The organism is Leucobacter chromiireducens subsp. solipictus, from assembly GCF_016758195.1.
Classification (GTDB): domain Bacteria; phylum Actinomycetota; class Actinomycetes; order Actinomycetales; family Microbacteriaceae; genus Leucobacter; species Leucobacter solipictus.
In genome coordinates this window covers 191,238-210,020 of the sequence record NZ_QYAC01000005.1, presented here as the reverse complement: position 1 = coordinate 210,020, position 18,783 = coordinate 191,238, and the positions used below count along the sequence as shown (strand labels likewise).

16 protein-coding genes are annotated in these 18,783 nt (G+C 69.8%); 6 read left to right on the top strand and 10 right to left on the bottom strand.

Going from position 1 to position 18,783, the window contains the following annotated elements:
- Nucleotides 1–4 precede the first annotated feature (4 nt).
- From D3230_RS10695 to D3230_RS10685, 3 genes are all read left to right on the top strand, one after another.
- Nucleotides 5–1,189 (top strand): CE1758 family FMN-dependent luciferase-like monooxygenase, encoded by a 1,185-nt coding sequence (locus D3230_RS10695; protein WP_202345023.1) that lies wholly within the window; start codon nucleotides 5–7, stop codon nucleotides 1,187–1,189.
- 76 nt (nucleotides 1,190–1,265) lie between these two features.
- Nucleotides 1,266–1,799 (top strand): MarR family winged helix-turn-helix transcriptional regulator, encoded by a 534-nt coding sequence (locus D3230_RS10690; protein ID WP_202345022.1) that lies wholly within the window; start codon nucleotides 1,266–1,268, stop codon nucleotides 1,797–1,799.
- A 10-nt stretch (nucleotides 1,800–1,809) separates the two neighbouring features.
- On the top strand, nucleotides 1,810–2,526 hold the full coding sequence (locus D3230_RS10685) for a CE1759 family FMN reductase (RefSeq protein ID WP_202345021.1): 717 nt from the start codon (nucleotides 1,810–1,812) through the stop codon (nucleotides 2,524–2,526).
- Between the two features lie 124 nt (nucleotides 2,527–2,650).
- Here the strand turns inward: D3230_RS10685 and D3230_RS10680 are convergent, their stop codons facing one another.
- The 4 genes from D3230_RS10680 to D3230_RS10665 form a co-directional block, all read right to left on the bottom strand.
- Nucleotides 2,651–3,931, bottom strand: coding sequence for an MFS transporter (locus D3230_RS10680; RefSeq protein WP_202345020.1), 1,281 nt, complete (start codon nucleotides 3,929–3,931; stop codon nucleotides 2,651–2,653).
- 44 nt (nucleotides 3,932–3,975) lie between these two features.
- Nucleotides 3,976–4,434: a MarR family winged helix-turn-helix transcriptional regulator gene (locus tag D3230_RS10675; protein WP_337249156.1), complete on the bottom strand. Its 459-nt coding sequence runs from the start codon at nucleotides 4,432–4,434 to the stop codon at nucleotides 3,976–3,978.
- Nucleotides 4,435–4,558: 124 nt separating this feature from the next.
- Complete coding sequence (locus tag D3230_RS10670) at nucleotides 4,559–5,947, bottom strand: aspartate aminotransferase family protein (protein WP_202345019.1); 1,389 nt, start codon at nucleotides 5,945–5,947, stop codon at nucleotides 4,559–4,561.
- Nucleotides 5,948–5,961: 14 nt separating this feature from the next.
- A complete protein-coding gene (locus tag D3230_RS10665) occupies nucleotides 5,962–7,446 on the bottom strand; it encodes a CoA-acylating methylmalonate-semialdehyde dehydrogenase (protein ID WP_202345018.1) in 1,485 nt (494 codons plus the stop codon).
- A gap of 160 nt (nucleotides 7,447–7,606) precedes the next feature.
- Between D3230_RS10665 and D3230_RS10660 the strand changes: the two genes are divergently transcribed.
- Complete coding sequence (locus tag D3230_RS10660; protein WP_202345017.1) at nucleotides 7,607–9,268, top strand: PucR family transcriptional regulator; 1,662 nt, start codon at nucleotides 7,607–7,609, stop codon at nucleotides 9,266–9,268.
- A gap of 208 nt (nucleotides 9,269–9,476) precedes the next feature.
- Here the strand turns inward: D3230_RS10660 and D3230_RS10655 are convergent, their stop codons facing one another.
- From D3230_RS10655 to D3230_RS10645, 3 genes are all read right to left on the bottom strand, one after another.
- Nucleotides 9,477–10,124 (bottom strand): Maf family protein, encoded by a 648-nt coding sequence (locus D3230_RS10655; RefSeq protein WP_202345016.1) that lies wholly within the window; start codon nucleotides 10,122–10,124, stop codon nucleotides 9,477–9,479.
- 245 nt (nucleotides 10,125–10,369) lie between these two features.
- The gene (locus D3230_RS10650) at nucleotides 10,370–11,104 is read right to left on the bottom strand and encodes an ABC transporter permease (protein WP_202345015.1); all 735 of its coding nucleotides are present in this window, start codon (nucleotides 11,102–11,104) and stop codon (nucleotides 10,370–10,372) included.
- A gap of 4 nt (nucleotides 11,105–11,108) precedes the next feature.
- Nucleotides 11,109–11,840: an ABC transporter ATP-binding protein gene (locus D3230_RS10645; RefSeq protein ID WP_202345014.1), complete on the bottom strand. Its 732-nt coding sequence runs from the start codon at nucleotides 11,838–11,840 to the stop codon at nucleotides 11,109–11,111.
- A gap of 46 nt (nucleotides 11,841–11,886) precedes the next feature.
- Here D3230_RS10645 and D3230_RS10640 point away from each other — a divergent pair, with 46 nt between their 5' ends.
- Nucleotides 11,887–13,215 (top strand): class I SAM-dependent RNA methyltransferase, encoded by a 1,329-nt coding sequence (locus tag D3230_RS10640; RefSeq protein WP_202345013.1) that lies wholly within the window; start codon nucleotides 11,887–11,889, stop codon nucleotides 13,213–13,215.
- Nucleotides 13,216–13,300: 85 nt separating this feature from the next.
- Here D3230_RS10640 and D3230_RS10635 read toward each other — a convergent pair whose 3' ends face one another.
- From D3230_RS10635 to D3230_RS10625, 3 genes are read right to left on the bottom strand one after another with little or no spacing between them, the layout of a single operon-like run.
- Entirely contained in the window at nucleotides 13,301–13,711 is a 411-nt protein-coding gene (locus D3230_RS10635) for a cupredoxin domain-containing protein (RefSeq protein WP_237467354.1), read from the bottom strand.
- Nucleotides 13,712–13,741: 30 nt separating this feature from the next.
- Nucleotides 13,742–15,181 carry an NAD(P)H-quinone dehydrogenase gene (locus D3230_RS10630; protein ID WP_202345011.1) on the bottom strand — a complete coding sequence of 480 codons (1,440 nt, stop codon included), beginning with the start codon at nucleotides 15,179–15,181 and terminating at the stop codon, nucleotides 13,742–13,744.
- Nucleotides 15,182–15,223: 42 nt separating this feature from the next.
- Nucleotides 15,224–15,697, bottom strand: coding sequence for an SIP domain-containing protein (locus D3230_RS10625; protein WP_202345010.1), 474 nt, complete (start codon nucleotides 15,695–15,697; stop codon nucleotides 15,224–15,226).
- A 202-nt stretch (nucleotides 15,698–15,899) separates the two neighbouring features.
- Between D3230_RS10625 and D3230_RS10620 the strand changes: the two genes are divergently transcribed.
- The gene (locus tag D3230_RS10620) at nucleotides 15,900–18,737 is read left to right on the top strand and encodes an aminotransferase class I/II-fold pyridoxal phosphate-dependent enzyme (protein WP_420029032.1); all 2,838 of its coding nucleotides are present in this window, start codon (nucleotides 15,900–15,902) and stop codon (nucleotides 18,735–18,737) included.
- Nucleotides 18,738–18,783: the final 46 nt, after the last annotated feature.

Here is an 18,783-nt window from a genome sequence, read left to right as displayed (position 1 = left end):
CACCATGGAATTCGGGATCTTCTCAGTCAGCGATGTCACCCGCGACCCCGTCGCGGACTACACCCCGAGCGAAGCAGAGCGTATCGACGGCCTCGCGAAGATCGCGGTGCACGCCGAGGAGGTCGGCTTCGACGTCTTCGCGATCGGCGAGCACCACAACCCGCCCTTCTTCTCCTCGAGCCCCACGACATTCCTCGCCTACATCGCGGCGCAGACCTCGAAACTGAAGCTCAGTACGTCGACCACGCTCATCACCACGAACGACCCGGTGCGCATCGCCGAGGAATACGCGATGCTGCAGCACCTGGCGAAGGGGCGCATGGACCTCATGCTCGGCCGCGGCAACACCGCGCCCGTGTACCCGTGGTTCGGCAAGGACATTCGCTCCGCGCTGCCCCTCGCGCTGGAGAACTACAACCTGCTGCACCGGCTGTGGCGGGAGGACGTTGTGGACTACGAGGGCAACTTCCGCACGCCGCTGCAGGGCTTCACGTCCACGCCCCGCCCGCTCGACGACGTGCCGCCCTTCGTGTGGCACGGCTCGATCCGGACCCCGGAGATCGCCGAGCAGGCCGCGTACTACGGCGACGGCTTCTTCGCGAACCACCTCTTTGCTCCGTCCGAGCACTTCCTGCGCCTCGTCCGCTTCTACCGCGAACGCTTCGAGCACCACGGACACGGCACGCAGAAGCAGGCGATCGTCGGCCTCGGCGGTCAGGCGTTCGTCGCGAAGAAGTCGCAGGACGCGATCGACCAGTTCCGACCCTACTTCGCCGAGGCGCCCGTCTACGGGCACGGCCCCCGGCTCGAGGACTTCACGCAGCAGACCCCCCTCACGGTGGGCAGCCCGCAGGAGATCATCGACAAGACCCTGACCTTCCGCGACACCTTCGGCGACTACCAGCGCCAGATGTTCCTCGTGGACCACGCGGGGCTCCCCCTGAAGATGGTGCTGGAACAGCTCGATATGCTGGGCTCCGAGGTCATCCCGGTACTTCGCCGCGAAATGGCGGCGGGCCGCGACCCCGAGGTCCCCGAGTCGCCCAGTCACGAGAGCCTGGTGCGCGCCAAGTACGGCGACGCCGAGCCCCGTCAGCCCCGGCCGAACGCGAACCGCGGCGACAACGTGACCGGCGGCTCGCCGTACCAGGACAGCGCCGCGAAGCCGGGAAGCGCGTTCGGCCTCTAGGTCGAACCGCAGCCCGCACCGCACCACTCCTCACACCCACCCCCTGCACTCCCCCGCGATCCGGAAGGAACCCGCCATGACTCCCGCAGTCCGCACCGACATCCGTCTGACCAACGACGCGTGGGAAGCACTCATGACCGCGCACGCCACGCTCATGGGGACGTTCGGGGCAGAAAGCATCTGGGACGAGGCGAGCGTGCGTGAATACGACGTGCTCTATACGGTCGCGAAACACGATGCCCCCATGCGGATCTGCGAGATCCAGGACAGCGTCCTGCTGAGCCAGCCGGCGCTGTCCCGCATGGTGGATCGGCTCGCCACCCGCGGCCTCCTCACTCGCGCGGCCGACGCGAAGGACGGTCGCGCGGTGCGCGTCTCCCTCACCCCCGAGGGCGCGCGCGTGCAGCGCGAGATCGGTCGGGCGCACGCGAAGAGCGTGGCCCGCGAGCTGGGGGCCAACCTCGACGCGGACGAGCTCCGCGAACTTGAGCGGCTCTGCCGCAAGCTCGTCGGCGTGACCGATCCCGCGCCGACTCCCGCCGATACTCCGGCACCCGCGCCGCGCTCGGCCGCGTCGCACCCCACCACAGACATCACCCACCACGCGTGAGGACACACACATGACCACTCCGTTTGACGGCGCGCTGGACGCGACCGAACTCCCCCAGCCCGAGACTCGCACCGTCTCGCTCGCAATCGTGAGCGCCGGGACGAGCGATCCCTCGACGACCACGATGCTGGCCCGCCGCGTCGCGGAAAAGGCCGCCGCCCTGGGCGCGGCGCAGGGCCTCACCGTGCAGGCGCGCCTCGTGGACCTGCGCGCCCTCGCGGCGGATGTGACGACCGCGCTCGTGTCCCAGCACATCTCCCCGGCGTTGCAGGAGGCGAGCGACATCATGCGCGACGCCGACGGCATCATCGCCTCGACGCCGGTCTACAAGGCGGGGGCCTCAGGCCTCTTCACCGCGTTCTTCCAGGTACTCGACAACGACCTCCTCATCGGCACCCCCGTGGTGCTCGCGGCAACGGCGGGCAGTGCCCGGCACGCCCTCGTCGTGGATGATCAGATGCGCGGCTTGTTCGCCTACCTCCGCACCATCACCGTGCCCACCGCCCTCTTCGCGGATCCCGATGACTGGAACCGGAGCGACTTCGGTACCCGGATCGAGCGCGCGGCCTCGGAGCTCATGGCCCTCGTCGCCAGCGACTTCCGCGGCTCCGTGCGCGGCGAAAGCTGGGGGGCGTACCAGCACTCCTACGGCAGCGCGGGCGGTACCGAGCTCGGCATCGACCTCAACTCGGATTTGATGCGGCTCGCGACCGGCGGGCGCGCGTAACACTCCTCGACACCCGGGGGCGCGCGTCCCTCACGCGGGCCGGCCGTGATCCGCCCAGGTGCGGGTCACGGCCGGCCGAGGATCGCGGCCGGCGGCCCCGATCCTCCCCGCGCAGCAGCACCGTCTATGCGTCACCCGCGGTGATCGTGGCGGCCTCCTGCTGCGCGGACTCGTGCGGACGGCCGATGTGCGCAAAGTGCCGGCCCGCGACGGCAAGCACCCCGATCGCGACGAGCACGGATCCGGCCCCGAGCCAGTACGGTGCGCCGGATCCGAGGGCCTCGGCCAGCGGCCCGGCCACCGCCGGAGCCACCGCCCCGCCCATGAATCGCACTCCCGAATAGGTGGAAGAGGCGACGTTCCGCGGCAAGTCCGTGGCTTCCATGACCGCCTCGGTCAACGCGGTGTTCATCACGCCGAGGAGCAGACCGCTGACGATCACCACGGCCACGAGGCCCGGCAGCGAGTGCACGAAGACGCCGAGCAGCGCGAGACACACCGTGAGGCCACCCAGCATGCTGAACAGCACTGGCCGCAGCCCGAACCGGCGGGTCAGGACCGGCGCCACGAGCACCGAGGTGATCGCGAGCGCAAGCCCCCAGCCGAAGAACACGAGCCCCAGCTCGTGCGCCCCAAAGTCGATGCCCGCCGCGTGGGCGGCCGCCTCCATCGGGTACGGACTGTAGGCGAGCAGCACAAAGAAACCGAAGTTGTAGAACAGGGCGACGATCGCGAGCGACCGCAGCGCCGGATTCCGCAGCGCCCGGAAGCTCGCGAGGAGCGACACTTTCTCCGCGACGGGTGCGCCGCCGCCTTCGGTGTCGGCCGCGGGCACCGGTCGGCGCAGCAGAATCAGGATCGCGATCAGCGCGATCCCCATCAGCGCCGCGGTCCCGAAGAACGGCCCCCGCCAGGACACCTCCCCCAACGCACCGCCGATGAGCGGTCCCGCCGCGAGCCCGATGCCCAATGCCGCCTCGTAGAGCACGATCGCCTGCCGAGCCCCGCCCGATGCGGCACCGACAATCGCCGCGAGTGCGGTGGAGATGAACAGCGCGTTCCCGAGGCCCCAGCCGGCGCGGAAGCCGATGATCGCGTCCACGGACCCTGAGGTCCCCGCGAGCGCCGCGAACACGACCACCAGGACGAGCCCGGCGAGCAGCGTACGTTTCACGCCGATACGGCTGGAGACCCAGCTCGTGAAGAACATCGCGATCCCGGTGATGAACAGGTAACTCGTGAACAGCAGCATCGTCTCACTCGGGCTCGCCCCGAGTTCCCGGCTGATGGCGGGGAGGATCGGGTCGACAAGTCCGATGCCCATGAAGGACACGGCACACGCGAACGCGATCGCCCAGACGGCGGTCGGCTGGCGGAGGAGCGAGGGGCGGGCGGGGGAAGTCATTTCAGGGGTCTCCTAGGGTCGAGGCGGCGGCGGACGGTCGCCGGTCAGCCGGAGGGTGCCTCGATCCGCTCGGTGAGCTGCTGCAGGAGTTCCGCAGCCCGCGCGAGCGTGGCCCGGTCGAAGTCGCTGAGCTCCGCGAGGTGCGGGTCGACAGCGGCAGCGGCGGTGCGGCGATACTCCGCGAGGGCGGCGCGGCCCTCCGGGGTCACTGACACCAGGGTGGCGCGGCCGTCTTCGGGATCCGGCGCGCGGCGGAGCCAGTTCTCACTTTCGAGGCGCTGCACGAGCGCGGTCATGGTGGGCTGTGCGACGCGTTGCTGTTGCGCAAGCTCGCTGATCCGAGCGGGATGACGCTCGAGCTCGGCGAGGACGCGCCAGGCAACCGTGGAGTATTGGACTCCCGGGATGCGTCCCAGCGTTCGCGTGAAGCGCGCGGACGCAATCAGCAACTCCAGAGCCAGGCGATCCTTATGTTCAGAATCTGTGCCGGAATGTCTATTCACATCCGAGATCGTAGCACGATATACATAGTGCCCCTATGCACTTATCGTCGGAGAAACGCCACAGGGCCGGATCCCTCCCGGGATCCGGCCCTGTGAACGTGCGCGCGGTGCGCGGCCTGCGCCGCTACGCGGCGACGTACCCGTCGGCCACATCGAGCGCGGCATCAATGATGTCGAGCCCGGCGATCAGGTCCGCTTCCGAAATGATCAGCGGGGGCGCCACCTGCAGGCGGTTGCCCGCGGCGAACGGCCACAGGCCCGCCGACTTGCACGCGGCAACCACGGCGTTGAACGGGGCCGCAGCCTCGCCCGCCGCGTTGAACGGGATCAGCGGCTCGCGCGTCTCCGGGTTCTTCACGAGCTCGATCGCCCAGAAGAGTCCGGTGCCGCGCACCTCGCCCACCGAGGCGTGCTTCGCGGCCATCGCCTCAAGACGGGGGCGCACCACGCGCTCACCCAGATCGCGCACGCGCTCCAGGATCTGCTCTTCCTCGAAGATGTCGAACGTCGCGACCCCCGCGGCGCACGCGAGCGGGTGGCCCGAGTACGTGAGCCCACCGGGGAACGACCGCTCCTCGAAGGAGGCGTGGATCGCCTCGCTGATGACGACGCCGCCGAGCGGGACGTAGCCCGAGTTCACGCCCTTCGCGAAGGTCACGAGATCCGGCGCAACATCGAACGCCTGGAAGGCGAACCAGTGCCCGGTGCGCCCGAAGCCAGCCATGACCTCGTCGCAGATCATCATGATCCCGAACTCGTCACACAGCGCACGCACGCCGGCGAGGTAGCCGGGCGGCGGCACCAGGATGCCGTTGGTGCCGGTGACCGACTCGAGGATGATCGCCGCGATGGTGCCGGGGCCCTCAAGCTCGATCGTCTGGCGCAGGTGCGCGAGCGCGCGCTCCGTCTCCTGCTCCGGGGTCTCCGCGTAGAACGCCGAGCGGTACGGGTACGGACCGGTGAAGTGGACCACGCCCGCGTCGAGCGTGCCGTTGGCCCAGCGACGCGGCTCACCCGTCAGCGTGATCGCCGTACCGGTCGAGCCGTGGTACGAGCGGTAGCGTGCCAGCACCTTCTGACGGCCCGTGTGGTGACGCGCCATGCGCACCGCGTACTCGACCGCGTCCGCGCCGCCGTTCGTGAAGAACACCGAACGGGCCCCCTCGAAGGAGTGCTCCACGATGCGCTTCGCGAGCTCGCCGCGCACGTCGTTCGCCATCGCGGGCTGGATGGTCGCGAGACGACCGGCCTGCTCCTGGATCGCGGCGACCAGGCCCGGGTGCTGGTGCCCCAGGTTCAGGTTCACGAGCTGCGAGGAGAAGTCGAGGTACTCCGTCCCGTCGTAGTCCCAGAAGCGCACGCCCTCGCCCTTGGCGATGGGGAGCGGATTGATCGCTCCCTGCGCCGACCACGAGTGGAACACGTACTGGCGGTCGTTCGCGCGAACCTCGCGCTGCGCGTCGGTGTCGCCGAAGCTCTGCGCCGCGCCGTTCAGATCGATGTAATCAGCCATGACCGATTCCTCGCTTAGCTGTTGCTCGGGAAGCCGAGGTCGACCTTCGACTGGTCCGGGTTCGGCCAGCGGGTGGTGACGACCTTGGAGCGGGTGTAGAAGCCAATCGACTCGGGGCCGTAGATGTGAGCGTCGCCGAACAGCGAGTCCTTCCAGCCACCGAAGGAGAAGGAACCGACCGGCACGGGGATCGGCACGTTGATGCCGACCATGCCGGCCTCGACCTCAAACTCGAACTGACGGGCGAGGCCGCCATCGCGCGTGAAGATCGCGGTGCCGTTGCCGAACTGGTGCTCGTTGATGAGGCGGACGCCCTCCTCGTAGGTGTCGACGCGGACCACCGCGAGGACCGGGCCGAAGATCTCGTCGCGGTACATCTTGCTGTCGGTCTTGACGTGATCAACGAGCGAAACGCCGGTGAAGAAGCCGTTACCCGCGAACTCGGTCTCGCGGCCGTCCACGACCACGGTCGCACCCTCCGCCGCGGCACCCGCGACGTAGGACTCCACGCGCTCCTTGGCTTCCTTCGTGATGAGCGGGCCCATCTCGGAGGCGGGATCGGTGCCGTCGCCGATCTTCAGATCCTTGATCCGGTCGGCGATCTTGCCGACGAGCTCGTCGGCAATGTCGCCCACGGCCACGACCACGGAGACGGCCATGCAGCGCTCGCCGGCCGAGCCGTACGCCGCGGAGACCGCCGCGTCTGCCGACATGTTGAGATCGGCGTCGGGCATCACGATCATGTGGTTCTTTGCGCCGCCGAGCGCCTGGACGCGCTTGCCGTTCGCAGCGGCACGCTCGTAGATGTACTTCGCGATGGGGGTGGACCCCACGAAGCTGATGGCCTTGACGTCGCGGCTGTCGAGCAGCGTGTCGACGGCGACCTTGTCGCCGTGCACGACGTTGAGCACGCCGTCGGGCAGGCCGGCCTCGCGGAAGAGGTCGGCGATGAACACCGAGGCGGAGGGGTCGCGCTCGGAGGGCTTCAGGACCACGGTGTTGCCGCAGGCGATTGCCGAGGCGATCATCCACAGCGGCACCATGACGGGGAAGTTGAAGGGCGTGATCGCCGCGACAACGCCGACGGGCTGCTTGATGGAGTGCACGTCGACGCCGGTCGACACCTGCTCGTCGCGCTCACCCTTGAGCAGGTGCAGCAGGCCGGAGGCGAACTCGACGTTCTCGAGGCCGCGAGCAATCTCGCCGGCAGCGTCCGAGAGGACCTTGCCGTGCTCGCTCGTCACGATGGCGGCGAGCTCGGGGGTGCGCTGCTTCAGCAGCTGGCGCAGGTTGAAGAACACGTCCGCACGCTTGGTGAGGCTCGTCTTGCGCCACGCGGGAAGCGCAGCCTGCGCAGCCGCGATGGCCTGCTCGACGGTCTCCACCGACGCGATACCCAGCTCGTGCTGCGCTTCGCCGGTTGCCGGGTTGAAGACGGCCTGGTACCGCTCGCCTGCCTCAACCTTTTCGCCACCAATTACGTGGGGGATGCGTGCCATTGATTCGCCCGCTTTCTGTTTCTGCGTGGATTCCCCGGATGCTTCCGGGCAATATGTTCGAGGCCTGACGCCCCGCTGCTGCCAGTCTGGCAGGGAGAGTGCGCGAGAACGACCGACAAACCATCGCAGATTCGGCGCAGTTCCGTACACTGTGTATGACATGGAAAATTCAGCGCCGGATCTCACCCCGATCACCGTGGCCGACGTGCTCACGCTTCCCGAACTCGCGGCCGGTGCCCCGGAAGTGGTGGCGGGTCGATCCGGCATCGACCGCCACCTCCGCTGGGCGCACGTCGTGGCGGGCACCGGGGCGATCGCCCTCCTCGACGGCGGCGAGTTGGTCCTCACCACCGGCGCGGGCTGGCCCACCGACCCCGACGGGCTCGCCGCCCTCTCTGGGGCGCTCGTGGCCGCCGGTCCCGCGGCCGTGATCCTCGAACTGGGCGCCCACTTCACGAGCGCCCCGAGCCCGCTGGTGCGGGCCTGCGGCGAGCGCGGCATCCCCCTGATCGTGCTGCATCGCGAGGTGCGGTTCATGCAGCTGACCCAGCGGATCCATCAGCGAGTCCTCGCGACCCAGCACGAGGCGCTGGCCGCACGCGCCGAGGTGCACACGATGCTCACCGAGCTCGGGTTGAACCGCAGCCCCGTTGACTACGTGGTCGAACGGCTCTCGGACACCCTGGCCGCGCCGGTCGTGCTCGAGGACTCGACCGGGCGGGTGGTGGCGTGGGCGGCGCGGGATCGCGACCCGGAGCACGTGCTTGCCGCGTGGGCCCGCCCGGGTGACGCCGCGCTTCCGGTGGAGGCCGAGCAGGTGTTTGTCGAGGCGCAGGGCCGCCGATTCGGTCGCCTCGTGGCGCTGCCCGGGCCGGAGCACCCGGCCGGCCGGCGGACCGTGCTGGAGCTCGGGGCGTTCGCGCTCGCACTCGGCACCCTCGCCGACACGAGCGGAGAGGCCTGGCTCCGGCTCAGCTCGAAGCAGCTGTTCGACACCCTGCTCAGCGGGCGATACCGGCGCGACACGGAACTGACGACCCAGCTCACCGCGGCGGGGCTCCCCATCGCGGATCGCGTGGTGCTCGGGGCGACCCTGCGCGGCACCTCGGATTTCGGGGCCCACGACTCCCTGGAGCGCGCCGTCCTGGAGACCGCGTTGCGGCGGGCCGTGGCCCCCGAGGGCCGGGTGATCCTCGTGCCCGAGGACGCCGCAAGCGACGGGGGATCCCGCGTCACGCTGCTCGCACTCCTCTCGTTTCCGATCAACGATCCGCGGGTCGCGGTGAGTGTGGGAGAGGTGCCGCCCCCGCTCGCAGTACGGCTCGCACGCGAACTCGACATGCTGCTGCCGTCGACGACGCCGGGTGCGTGGCGGGCGCACCTCGGGCTCGGCGCGGCCGGCCACGGAGTGCGCTCCCTCATCACCTCCCTAGAGCGCGTGCGCGCGGCCGGACGGCTCCGCCCCGCCGCCGGGACCGGCCGGGTCACCGTGCAGATCGCCGAACGCCAGGCGCTGGCCTACCTCGTGCGGGGCCTGTCCGCGACGCCCGAGGTGCAGGAGTACGTGGCCCACACGCTCGGCCCCGTGATCGCTCACGATGCGGCCGCGGGGCCCGGTCACAGTGGAGATTTGCTCGACGTGCTCCGCGCGTACCTCGATCACCCCACGAACCGCTCACTCGCCGCCCAGCGTGCGCGGCTCTCCCGCTCAGTGTTCTACCAGCGGCTCGCACTCATCGAGGAGCTCCTCGACGTCGACCTCGCCGACGGCACGACGATCGCCACCCTGGCGGTCGCCCTCCTCGCGCGCACCGACGCCTAGCTCCGGCACCCGCGCGGTGCCCAGCGCCCGCCCCTGCACCCGCCACCTGCCGCCCGCCGCCCGAACGTAGGCAAATTATCTCCAACGAGCGCAATACGGTCTCATTCGGCTCGTTCCAGATAAATTCCCTCGGTGTGGAGGAGAAAATCGGCGGCGGGTCGCAGGGAGCAAGGGCAGATGCCCCCTACGGCCCGGGAGGTCCGGCGGGCTACGGGCCGGTGGGCGCGTTCCACAGGGACGGGTAGGAGTGCCCCAGGCGCACCACGAGGCGCCGGAGCTCCGGGAGGGAGAGCCCAATCACACAGCTCGGCGCCCCCTCGATCCGCTCGATGAACGCGCCGGCCAGCCCGTCGATCGCGAAGCCCCCGGCGAGTTCGAGCGGTTCTCCGGTGGCCACGTAGGCCTCGAGCTCGGCGTCGCTCAGGTCCGCGGCGAGCGTCACCGAAGCGGTATCGACGCCGCCCACTGCGCCCCGCACGGCCCCTCCGGTATGGTCGATCACCCAGTGCCCGGAGTGCAGCACGCCGGTGCGTCCGCGGTGCTGCCGCGACCGCTCAAGCGCAACCTCGGGCAGGTGCGGCTTCCCCAGGATCTCATCGTCGAGCAGGAACATCGAGTCGCCCCCAAGCACCAGGCCGTCGATCTCGTGCCCGTGCCGGGCCACCACGTCCTCGGCCTTGAGCCGCCCCAGGTACTCGGTGAGTTCCGGGGCGCTCAGGGCCCGGCCGAGCTCGGCCTCGCGCGCAGCGACCGCCGCGTCCTCGTCAACCTCGGGCGAGAAGCAGATCGGTTCGATCCCCGCACCGCGCAGCACGGAGAGGCGGGCGGGCGAGGTCGAGGCGAGGTAGAGGCGCATGCATCGATCCTACGCACCCCGCCCTGCCCCGCAGGACCCCCGCAGCGCCTCCCCCTCTACCCCGCAGCGCATCCCGCTCTACCCCGCAGCGCATCCCGCTCTACCCCGGCAATTTCTCGAAACCGAGGGATTTTCCGCCAAGAATGCCTCGCGCTAGATAATTTGACTCAGTTTGGGCGGGCTCGCAGAACCGGAACGGGGACGGGGACGGGGACCGGAACGGAACGCGCGGATCCGCGCACGCCCTACGGCGTGCGGCGGCGCAGCGTCAGCGCGGCGAGTCCGAGGGCAAGCACGGTCACGGCACCGATCACGATCAGCGGGAACCCCAGTGTCCAGCCCTCCTCGCCAGCGGTCACCGCGTTCACGGCGTCGATCGCGTAGCTGAGCGGCAGCCAGTCCGAGATGCGGGTCAGTACCTCCGGCATGTCCTCGCGCGGCATCAGGAGCCCGCCAAGCAGGATCTGCGGGAACACGAGCACGGGCATGAACTGCACCGCCTGGAACTCGGTGCGCGCAAACGCGCTCGCGAGCAGCCCAAGCCCAGTACCGAGCAGCGCGTCACACACCGCGACGGCCCCGAGCTGCCACACCGGGCCGCTCGTGGTGAGTCCGCACACGAGCACCGCGAAACCCACCGTCACGACCGCCTGGATCGCGGCCACCAGCCCAAAGGCGATCGCGTAGCCGAGGATGAAATCCCCCTTGCCCATCGGGGTGGCCATCAACCGTTCCAGCGTGCCCGAGCGGCGCTCCCGCAGCGTCGTCACGGACGTGATGATAAACATCAGGATGAACGGGAACAGGGCCAGGATGGGCCCTCCGAAACGGTCGAAGGCACCCTCCTGGTCGCTGAGCAGCCAGGCGAAGAGCCCCACCAAGAGGCTCGGCGCGAGCAGAAGCAGCGCGATTGATCGTGGGTCGTGCGCCAGCTGCCGCAGCACGCGGCCGGCGGTCGCCAGGGTCCTCGTGAGGCGCATCGGGCTACCCCGCTCCCGGGGCGGCCGCGGCGATGACCGCGAGGAACGCCTGCTCGGGGTCCGACGCTCCGGTGGATCGCAGCAACTCGGCGGGCGTGGTGTCCGCGACGATCCGCCCCTCCCGCATGAGGAGCAACCGGTCGCACCGCAGGGCCTCGTCCATGACGTGGCTGCTCACGATCAGCGTGGTGCCGCCCTCGGCCAGCGACTTGAACAGTTCCCAGAGCTCCGCGCGCAACACCGGGTCGAGCCCGACCGTGGGTTCGTCAAGCACGATGAGCTGGGGATCGCCGAGCAGGGCCACCGCGAGCGACACGCGATTGCGCTGGCCGCCGCTGAGCCGTTCCACCCGCGTTTCCGCCTCCGCCTGCAGCCCGACGAGCGCGATCACGCGTTCGGCATCATCCTTCGGAGTGCCCAGGATCCGCGCAAAGTAGCGAAGGTTCTGGCGCACGGTGAGGTCGTCGTAGACGGATGCGGCCTGCGTCGCGTAGGCCACGCTGCGGCGGAGGGCGGGCGCACCTGCGGCGTGCCCCAGGACTCGCACCTCGCCGTCGGCGTGGTCCTGCACCCCGACGATCGCGCGCAGCAACGTGCTCTTGCCGCAGCCGGAGGGGCCGAGCACCCCGGTGATCTGTCCCTCGGGGATGTCGAGCCCGAGCTCGCTCAGCACGACGCGACCGCCGCGTCGCACGGTGAGGCGTCGCACCGCCACCGCCGTTCGTCGGCTGTCCATGTGCCGATGATACGCCGGTTCCCGCGGAGATGGGAGAATAGGACGCATGGCTTTCCCTGACACCCCCGCCGGCAGCCCTCTTGAGGTCGGCGCAGAAATCGAACTCGACGTCACCGGCATCGCGCACGGCGGCATCAGCGTCGCCCGGCACGACGGCCGCGTCGTCTTCGTCTCCGACGCGATCCCGGGCGAGCGCGTGCGCGCCCGCGTCACCGATGCGAAGAAGAAGTCGTTTGCCCGCGCCACGACCACCGAGGTGATTGAGGCGTCGGCTGACCGGCGCGATCACGTCTGGGACGCCGCGAGCGTTGCGCTGGATCCCGAGGATCGCGCGGGCGGGGCCGAGTTTGGCCACATTGCGCTGGATCGGCAGCGGCTGCTGAAGGCCGAGGTCCTGACGGACGCGATGCGTCGCTTCGGCGGTGTTGAGCTCGCCGCTGAGGAGGGCGAGGACCTCCGTGAGGCGCTCGCCGACCTCATCGAGGCCGCGCCCGGCGACGACGAGACGAACGGCCTCGGCTACCGCAGCCGGGTCCGCCTGCACGTGGACCCCGAGACCGGCGCGGTCGGCCCGTATGCGGCTCGCAGCCGCCGGATCATCTCGGTCGATTCGCTGCCGCTCGCGAACGCGGGCATCGCGCAGATTGCCCCGCTCGGGGACCTCATGCCCGGCGTCGCCACCGTCGATCTCGTCGCCCCCTCCGCCGACGACCCGCGGATGCTGCTCGGCATGGCGGGTGAGCGCACCCGCGCGGGTGCGAACGACGCCGTGCAGGAGCTCGTGGAGGATCGCGGCTTCCTCGTGCGCGCGGGCGGCTTCTGGCAGGTGCACCGTGAGGCCCCGGCGCTGCTGTTCACCGCCGTGCGCGATGCGGTGAGCGATCTCATCGAGGATGGCCGCTTCGATCCGGCCGCCGGGAACCTTGATCTGTACGGCGGTGCGGGACTCCTGGCCGCGGCGGTCGCCGAGGCGGCGGGCCCCGGTCTCAAGATCACCTCAATCGAGGCGGAGGGGGCTGCGACCGACGACGCGGCAGAGAACCTGTCCGAACTCGTGGGCGCCCGCGCCCTGACCGCGCGCGTGGATCGCCATCTTGCGGAGCTGCTGCAGTCCGCCGCGCCGGTGCGGGATCGCCTGAGCCGTGGCACGGTGGTGTTGGATCCGCCGCGCTCGGGCGCGGGCGGCGAGGTCACGGCGCAGCTGATCCAGCTCGCCCCCGCGAACATCGTGTACGTCGCGTGCGACCCGGTTGCGCTGGCGCGCGACACGAAGACGCTGCGGGAGGCGGGCTACGAGCTGACGAGCCTGCGCGGCTTCGACATCTTCCCGCACACGCACCACTTCGAGACGCTCGCGGTGTTCGAGCGCGCGTAGGCCGCGGCGGCGCAGCCGCCGGAAACGCCGAAGGGGCGGGACGCGAAGAATCGCGTCCCGCCCCTTTGGCGTGGGTAGCCGCTCGCTACGGCTGCGCCGAGGTCACCCGCACCACGCCCGTCATCTCGGGGTGGACCGAGCAATCGTAGGGGTACTCCCCCGGCTCGGTAAACACGTGCGTGTAGCTGCCCTCGGTCTGCAGGGGGCTCACGAAGCTCCCGTCGTCCGCGACCACGTCGTGCTCCGCGGGACCCGCGAAGTCCCATCGCACCGCCTGATTCACCGTGATCTCCACCTCGGGCGGATCGTACGCGTTGTCGAAGGCGCGCACGGTTGCCGCAGCCTGCACCTCATCGTCGGAGGGCACGAGCTCCGGCTTGCCCGCGGGGGCACAGCCCACCAGCGCCGCGGTGGCTCCGACCCCAACGAGTCCCGCAACACCGCCGAGCAACCGCCGGCGGGACAGGGTCACCGTGCGGATGGTTTCTGAGTTCATGTCCATGCCCTCACTCCGGAATCGTCAGGCTTAGTGCCGGTGCAGTGCGCGCGCGGCGTCGGTGATCGCGCCCGTCATCGACGGGTACACGGCGAACGCGGAGGCCACCTGATCGACGGTGAGCCGGTGTTCGACCGCGAGTGCCACCGGGAAGATCAGCTCGCTCGCGCGGTGGGAGACGATCACGCCGCCGATCACGGTGCCGGACGCCTCCCACGCGAACAACTTCACGAAGCCGTCGGTGAAGCCGATCATCTTCGCGCGCGGGTTCACGCTCAGCGGGATCGTGTGCGAGATCGCCTTGGCGACGTCCGCGGCGTCTTCGAGCGAGCGCTCGTTCCAGCCGACGGTCGCGATCTCCGGGTAGGTGAACACGTTTGCGGCGACGTTGCGCAGGTCAATCGGGCGCACGAAGTCGCCGAGCGCGTGCATGATCGCCGTGCGTCCCTGCATCGAGGCGACCGAGGCGAGCGGGTAGAAGTCGGTGCAGTCGCCCGCGGCGTAGATCGACGGGACCCCGGTGCGCGCCACCTTGTTCACCCGGATGTGGCCGCTGTCGGTCAGGCTCACGCCCGCCTCTTCGAGGCCGAGGCCGGCGGTGTTCGGAATCGACCCGACGGCCATCAGGCAGTGGGACGCCTCGATCGTGCGGCCGTCTTCGAGTTCCACGAGGACGCCGTCTGCGGTGCGGGTCACGGTGGAGGCCCGCGACTTCGACATCACGTTCATGCCGAGGCGCGTGAACTCGCGTTCGATCACGGCGGCCGCGTCGGGATCCTCGCCCGGGAGCACCTGTTCCCGGCTGGACACGAGGGTCACCTCAGCACCCAGGGTGCGGTACGCGTTCGCGAACTCGGCACCGGTGACCCCGGAGCCCACGACGACCAGGTGCTCGGGGATCGCCGGGAGATCGTAGAGCTGCTTCCAGGTGAGGATGCGTTCGCCGTCCGGCTTCGCGGAGTCGAGTTCCCGCGGGCTTGCCCCTACGGCGACGACAATGGTGTCCGCTTCGACGCGGTCGAAGTCGGTCCCCTCGCCCGCGGCGGCGGTCGAGACGAGCACCGCGTTCGGCCCGTCGAGGCGTCCCTCCCCCTGGACGACGCGGACGCCCGCGTCTTCAAGCGTGCGGAGCATGTCCACCGACTGTGCCCCCGCCATCGCGAGGAGCCGCTTGTTCACGGCGGCGAGGTTGACCGCGATTTCGGGGCGGACGGGCTTCCCGTCGCCGCCGGGCACAAACGCTTGCACGCCGAGCTTGCCCGAGTCTCGCACCGCCTGGACGGCACCCGCGGTGCCGATCAGGCTCTTCGAGGGCACCACGTCGGTGAGCACCGCTGCTCCGCCGACCCCGGCGCTTTCAATCAGCGTCACCTCGGCCCCGAGCTGCGCGCCCGCGAGCGCCGCTTCGTAGCCACCGGGACCGCCACCGAGCACCGCGATGCGATGCTTCCGTTCATACGCTTTCGCCATACGGATAGTCTACGGCTCCACGCGGCGCTTCCGGGCCGCGGACTACGGGTGCGAACGCTCGCGCTGCTGCACGCCACCGGGCCAGCGCTTCTCCAGTCGCCGGTCGAGCGCGGACCAGTAGTTCTGCATGACGGTGCTCGTGCGAGCCCCGGTCCACAGCTCGATACTGCGCACGCTGTCGCTATCCGCCCAGAGCCACTCGTCAAACCAGGCGTCCACGGCGGCGGCGAGCGCTTCCCCGCGGGCACGACCGATCCCGGGCCGGGGGCTCGCCTCGCGCTGCTCGCGGCAGAGCCAGGTGACGCTCATGTGCTCGGGGAGCGGAAGCGGCACGATCTGGATCGGGGCGAACACCTCGACGAAGACCTGCCCGTAGGAGGACTCGGGGAGCGATTGGAGCCAGTCGCGCAGGGCCGGCAGATCCGCGGCGTCTCCCGCCGCGAGAACGCACGCGATACCTGCGGGATCGACGACCGTCACCGCGTCAGGCTGCTCACCAGGTTCGAAAGTGTTCACGCGCCCAGCTTAGGGCATCCTTACCAACATCGGGTGATTTTTCTGCAAACCATCAGGATCGCTCGGGGATATCGCGATTATTCTCACCCCGTGGCCACGTACCTGAGCGGGCATCGTGCAGCGCCTATGATCGACGAGCAAGGGTGCCCGGGGTCGCGGCACCCGCAAGTGCGAACGAAGCTGTCGGAAGGACACCCCACCTATGACGAGGATCGAATCCGACTACGACATGTCCGCCGATGCGTTCCGGCGCGGACTCGGCACGATCGACATGGCCACCACCGGATCGATCCCGATCCCGGGGCACACGGACACGAAGGTGCCACAGGCAAACCTCAGCCCGAACTCCGGTCACGCCCTCGAGCGCGATCCCGGCATGCCGTCGAGCACCTGGCGGATGCGCAGTGACGCCTGGGAGTATCTTCGCTTCGCGGTGAAGCGACTCGCCTACGGCAGCGACAACATCGAGACGCTCGCCGCCGACGGTGAGATTCAACGTTCGCTGCGCTCCCTCGAGACCGTGGAAATGTACTGGGCCGGTTTCGGCCAGCGCTACGTCGCCGCCATCGGGGATCTGCTGGCTGCCGGCGACTACCGCACCGCGCTTGACCGCATCGGCCGGGTGGTGAACCGCCTCCGCGGCGACACGGTCCCGGAGGAGCCGCGCGATGAGTTCATCGAGGAGCAGGAGCGCGCCGAACTCGCCACGGACGCGGATCCGCGGCCTCGCTTCGAAGTGCTGATCGTCGACGAGACGACCCCGGCCGAGCGCGACGCGACGCGCGCCGAGGGGCTGCGCCTGCGCGCCCCCGCCGACGACTTCATTTACGAGTTCGTGTTCGTTCCCTCCGCCGACGACGCGGTGGCCGCGATCCTCACGAACCCGAACATCCTGGCCTGCGTGGTGCGCCCCGGGTTCAGCGAGCGTACGCGCCAACGCCTCAGCCGCGACCTCCGCGAGACGATCGAGCTCGCGCGCGCCGAGGTGGCGCCGGGCCAGGCCCCGTCGCGCAGCTCGCTCGCATCGGTGCAGCGGGTGCTCGGCCTCGCTGACACGCTCGCCGCGATCCGACCCGAGCTCGACCTCTACCTGATGGCCGGCGCGCACATCGAAGACCTCGCGGGAGCGCTGACCCGCCGCTTCCGCCGCGTCTTCCGCCGCGAGGATCAGCTCGAATTACACCTGAGCCTGCTCCGTCGCGTCTCGCACCTGTACGACACCCCGTTCTTCTCCGCGATCCAGCACCACGCACGCCGCCCCGTCGGCGTCTTCCACGCGCTGCCCGTGGCGCGCGGCGGCTCCGTGGTCTCCTCGAAGTGGATTCGGGATCTCGCCGACTTCTACGGCCTCAACCTGCTGCTCGCCGAGACCAGCGCGACCTCGGGCGGCCTCGATTCGCTGCTCGCCCCGGTTCGGACCCTGAAGAAGGCCCAGGAACTCGCGGCCCGCGCCTACGGTGCGAAGCACACGTTCTTCGTCACCAACGGCACCTCCACCGCAAACAAGATCGTGCACCAGGCGCTCGTCGCCCCGAACGACGTCGTGATGGTGGATCGCAACTGCCACAAGTCACACCATCACGCCGTAATGCTCACCGGCGCGCGTCCCGCGTACCTCGAGGCGTACCCGCTCAACGACTTCGCGTTCTACGGCGCGGTCCCGATCGATCAGATCAAGCAGCTGCTGCTCGACTACCGCGCCGCCGGACGGCTCGAGGAGGTGCGCATGGTGACGCTCACCAACTGCACCTTCGACGGCATCGTCTACGACCCGGAGCGGGTCATGGCGGAGTGCCTCGCGATCAAGCCGGATCTGGTGTTCCTGTGGGACGAGGCCTGGTTCGCGTTCGCCGCATTCCACCCGGTCACGCGACGCCGCACCGCCATGGCCGCCGCGAAGCGCCTCGAGGAGCGGCTCGGTTCCGCCGCCCACGCGGCCGCGTACCGCGAACAGCAGGCCCGCCTGTTCGACGCCGAGGGCACCCCGGCCGCCGACGAGGTGTGGCTCGCCGAACGGTTGATCCCCTCCCCCGAGGCGCGCATCCGCGTGTACGCGAGCCAGTCCACGCACAAGACGCTCACCGCGCTGCGGCAGGGCTCCATGATCCACGTCTACGACCAGGACTGGGTCCGCGACGCGGAGGAGCCCTTCACCGAGGCGTACATGACGCACACCTCGACCTCCCCGAACTACCAGATCCTCACGTCGCTCGATATTGGGCGCCGGCAGGTGGAGCTCGAGGGCTTCGAGCTTGTGCAGCGCCAGCTCGATCTCGCGACGAGCCTGGCGCAGGCGATCGCCCGGCACCCGCTGCTGCGCCGCACGTTCCGCGTGCTCACCGCGCACGATCTGATTCCCGCAGAGCACCGCGAGACCGGCCGCCCCATGCCGCTGCGTGACGGGCTGGCGACGATGTGGCAGACCTGGACCACGGACGAGTTTGTCATCGATCCGAGCCGGATCACGATCGAGATCAGTCGCACCGGCGTCGACGGGGACACGTTCAAGCACGAACACCTCATGGACCGCTACGGCATTCAGGTCAACAAGACGAGCCGCAACACCGTGCTGTTCATGACGAACATTGGGACGTCCCGGAGCGCGATCGCCTACCTCATCGAGGTGCTCGTGAAACTCGCAGAGCGTTTCGAGGAGGCCCAGGCGCAACGCGATCCCGCGATCCCGCTGCCCGCGGAGATCCCGATGCCGCCGCTGCCGAACTTCAGCGCGTTCGCCCCGGGGTATGCGACCGACTCGGTCCGCCCCGACGGGGATCTCCGCGCCGCGTTCTTCCGCGGCCAGCAGCGCGGGGCGGTGGAGCACGTGCGTCACGACGAACTCCGGGAGCGGGTTGCGGCGGGCGAGGCCCCCGTGTCCGCGGGCTTCGTGACCCCGTACCCGCCCGGCTTCCCCGTGCTCGTCCCCGGCCAGGTCATCACCGCCGAGGTGCTCGATTTCATGGCGGTGCTCGACACTCGCGAGATCCACGGCTATGACGCGCTCCGCGGCTACCGGATCCTGCGCGGCACCGCGGAGTAGTCCGGCCCGGCGGCCCTGACGCCGCCCGCGACCGGGGCGGGGAAGT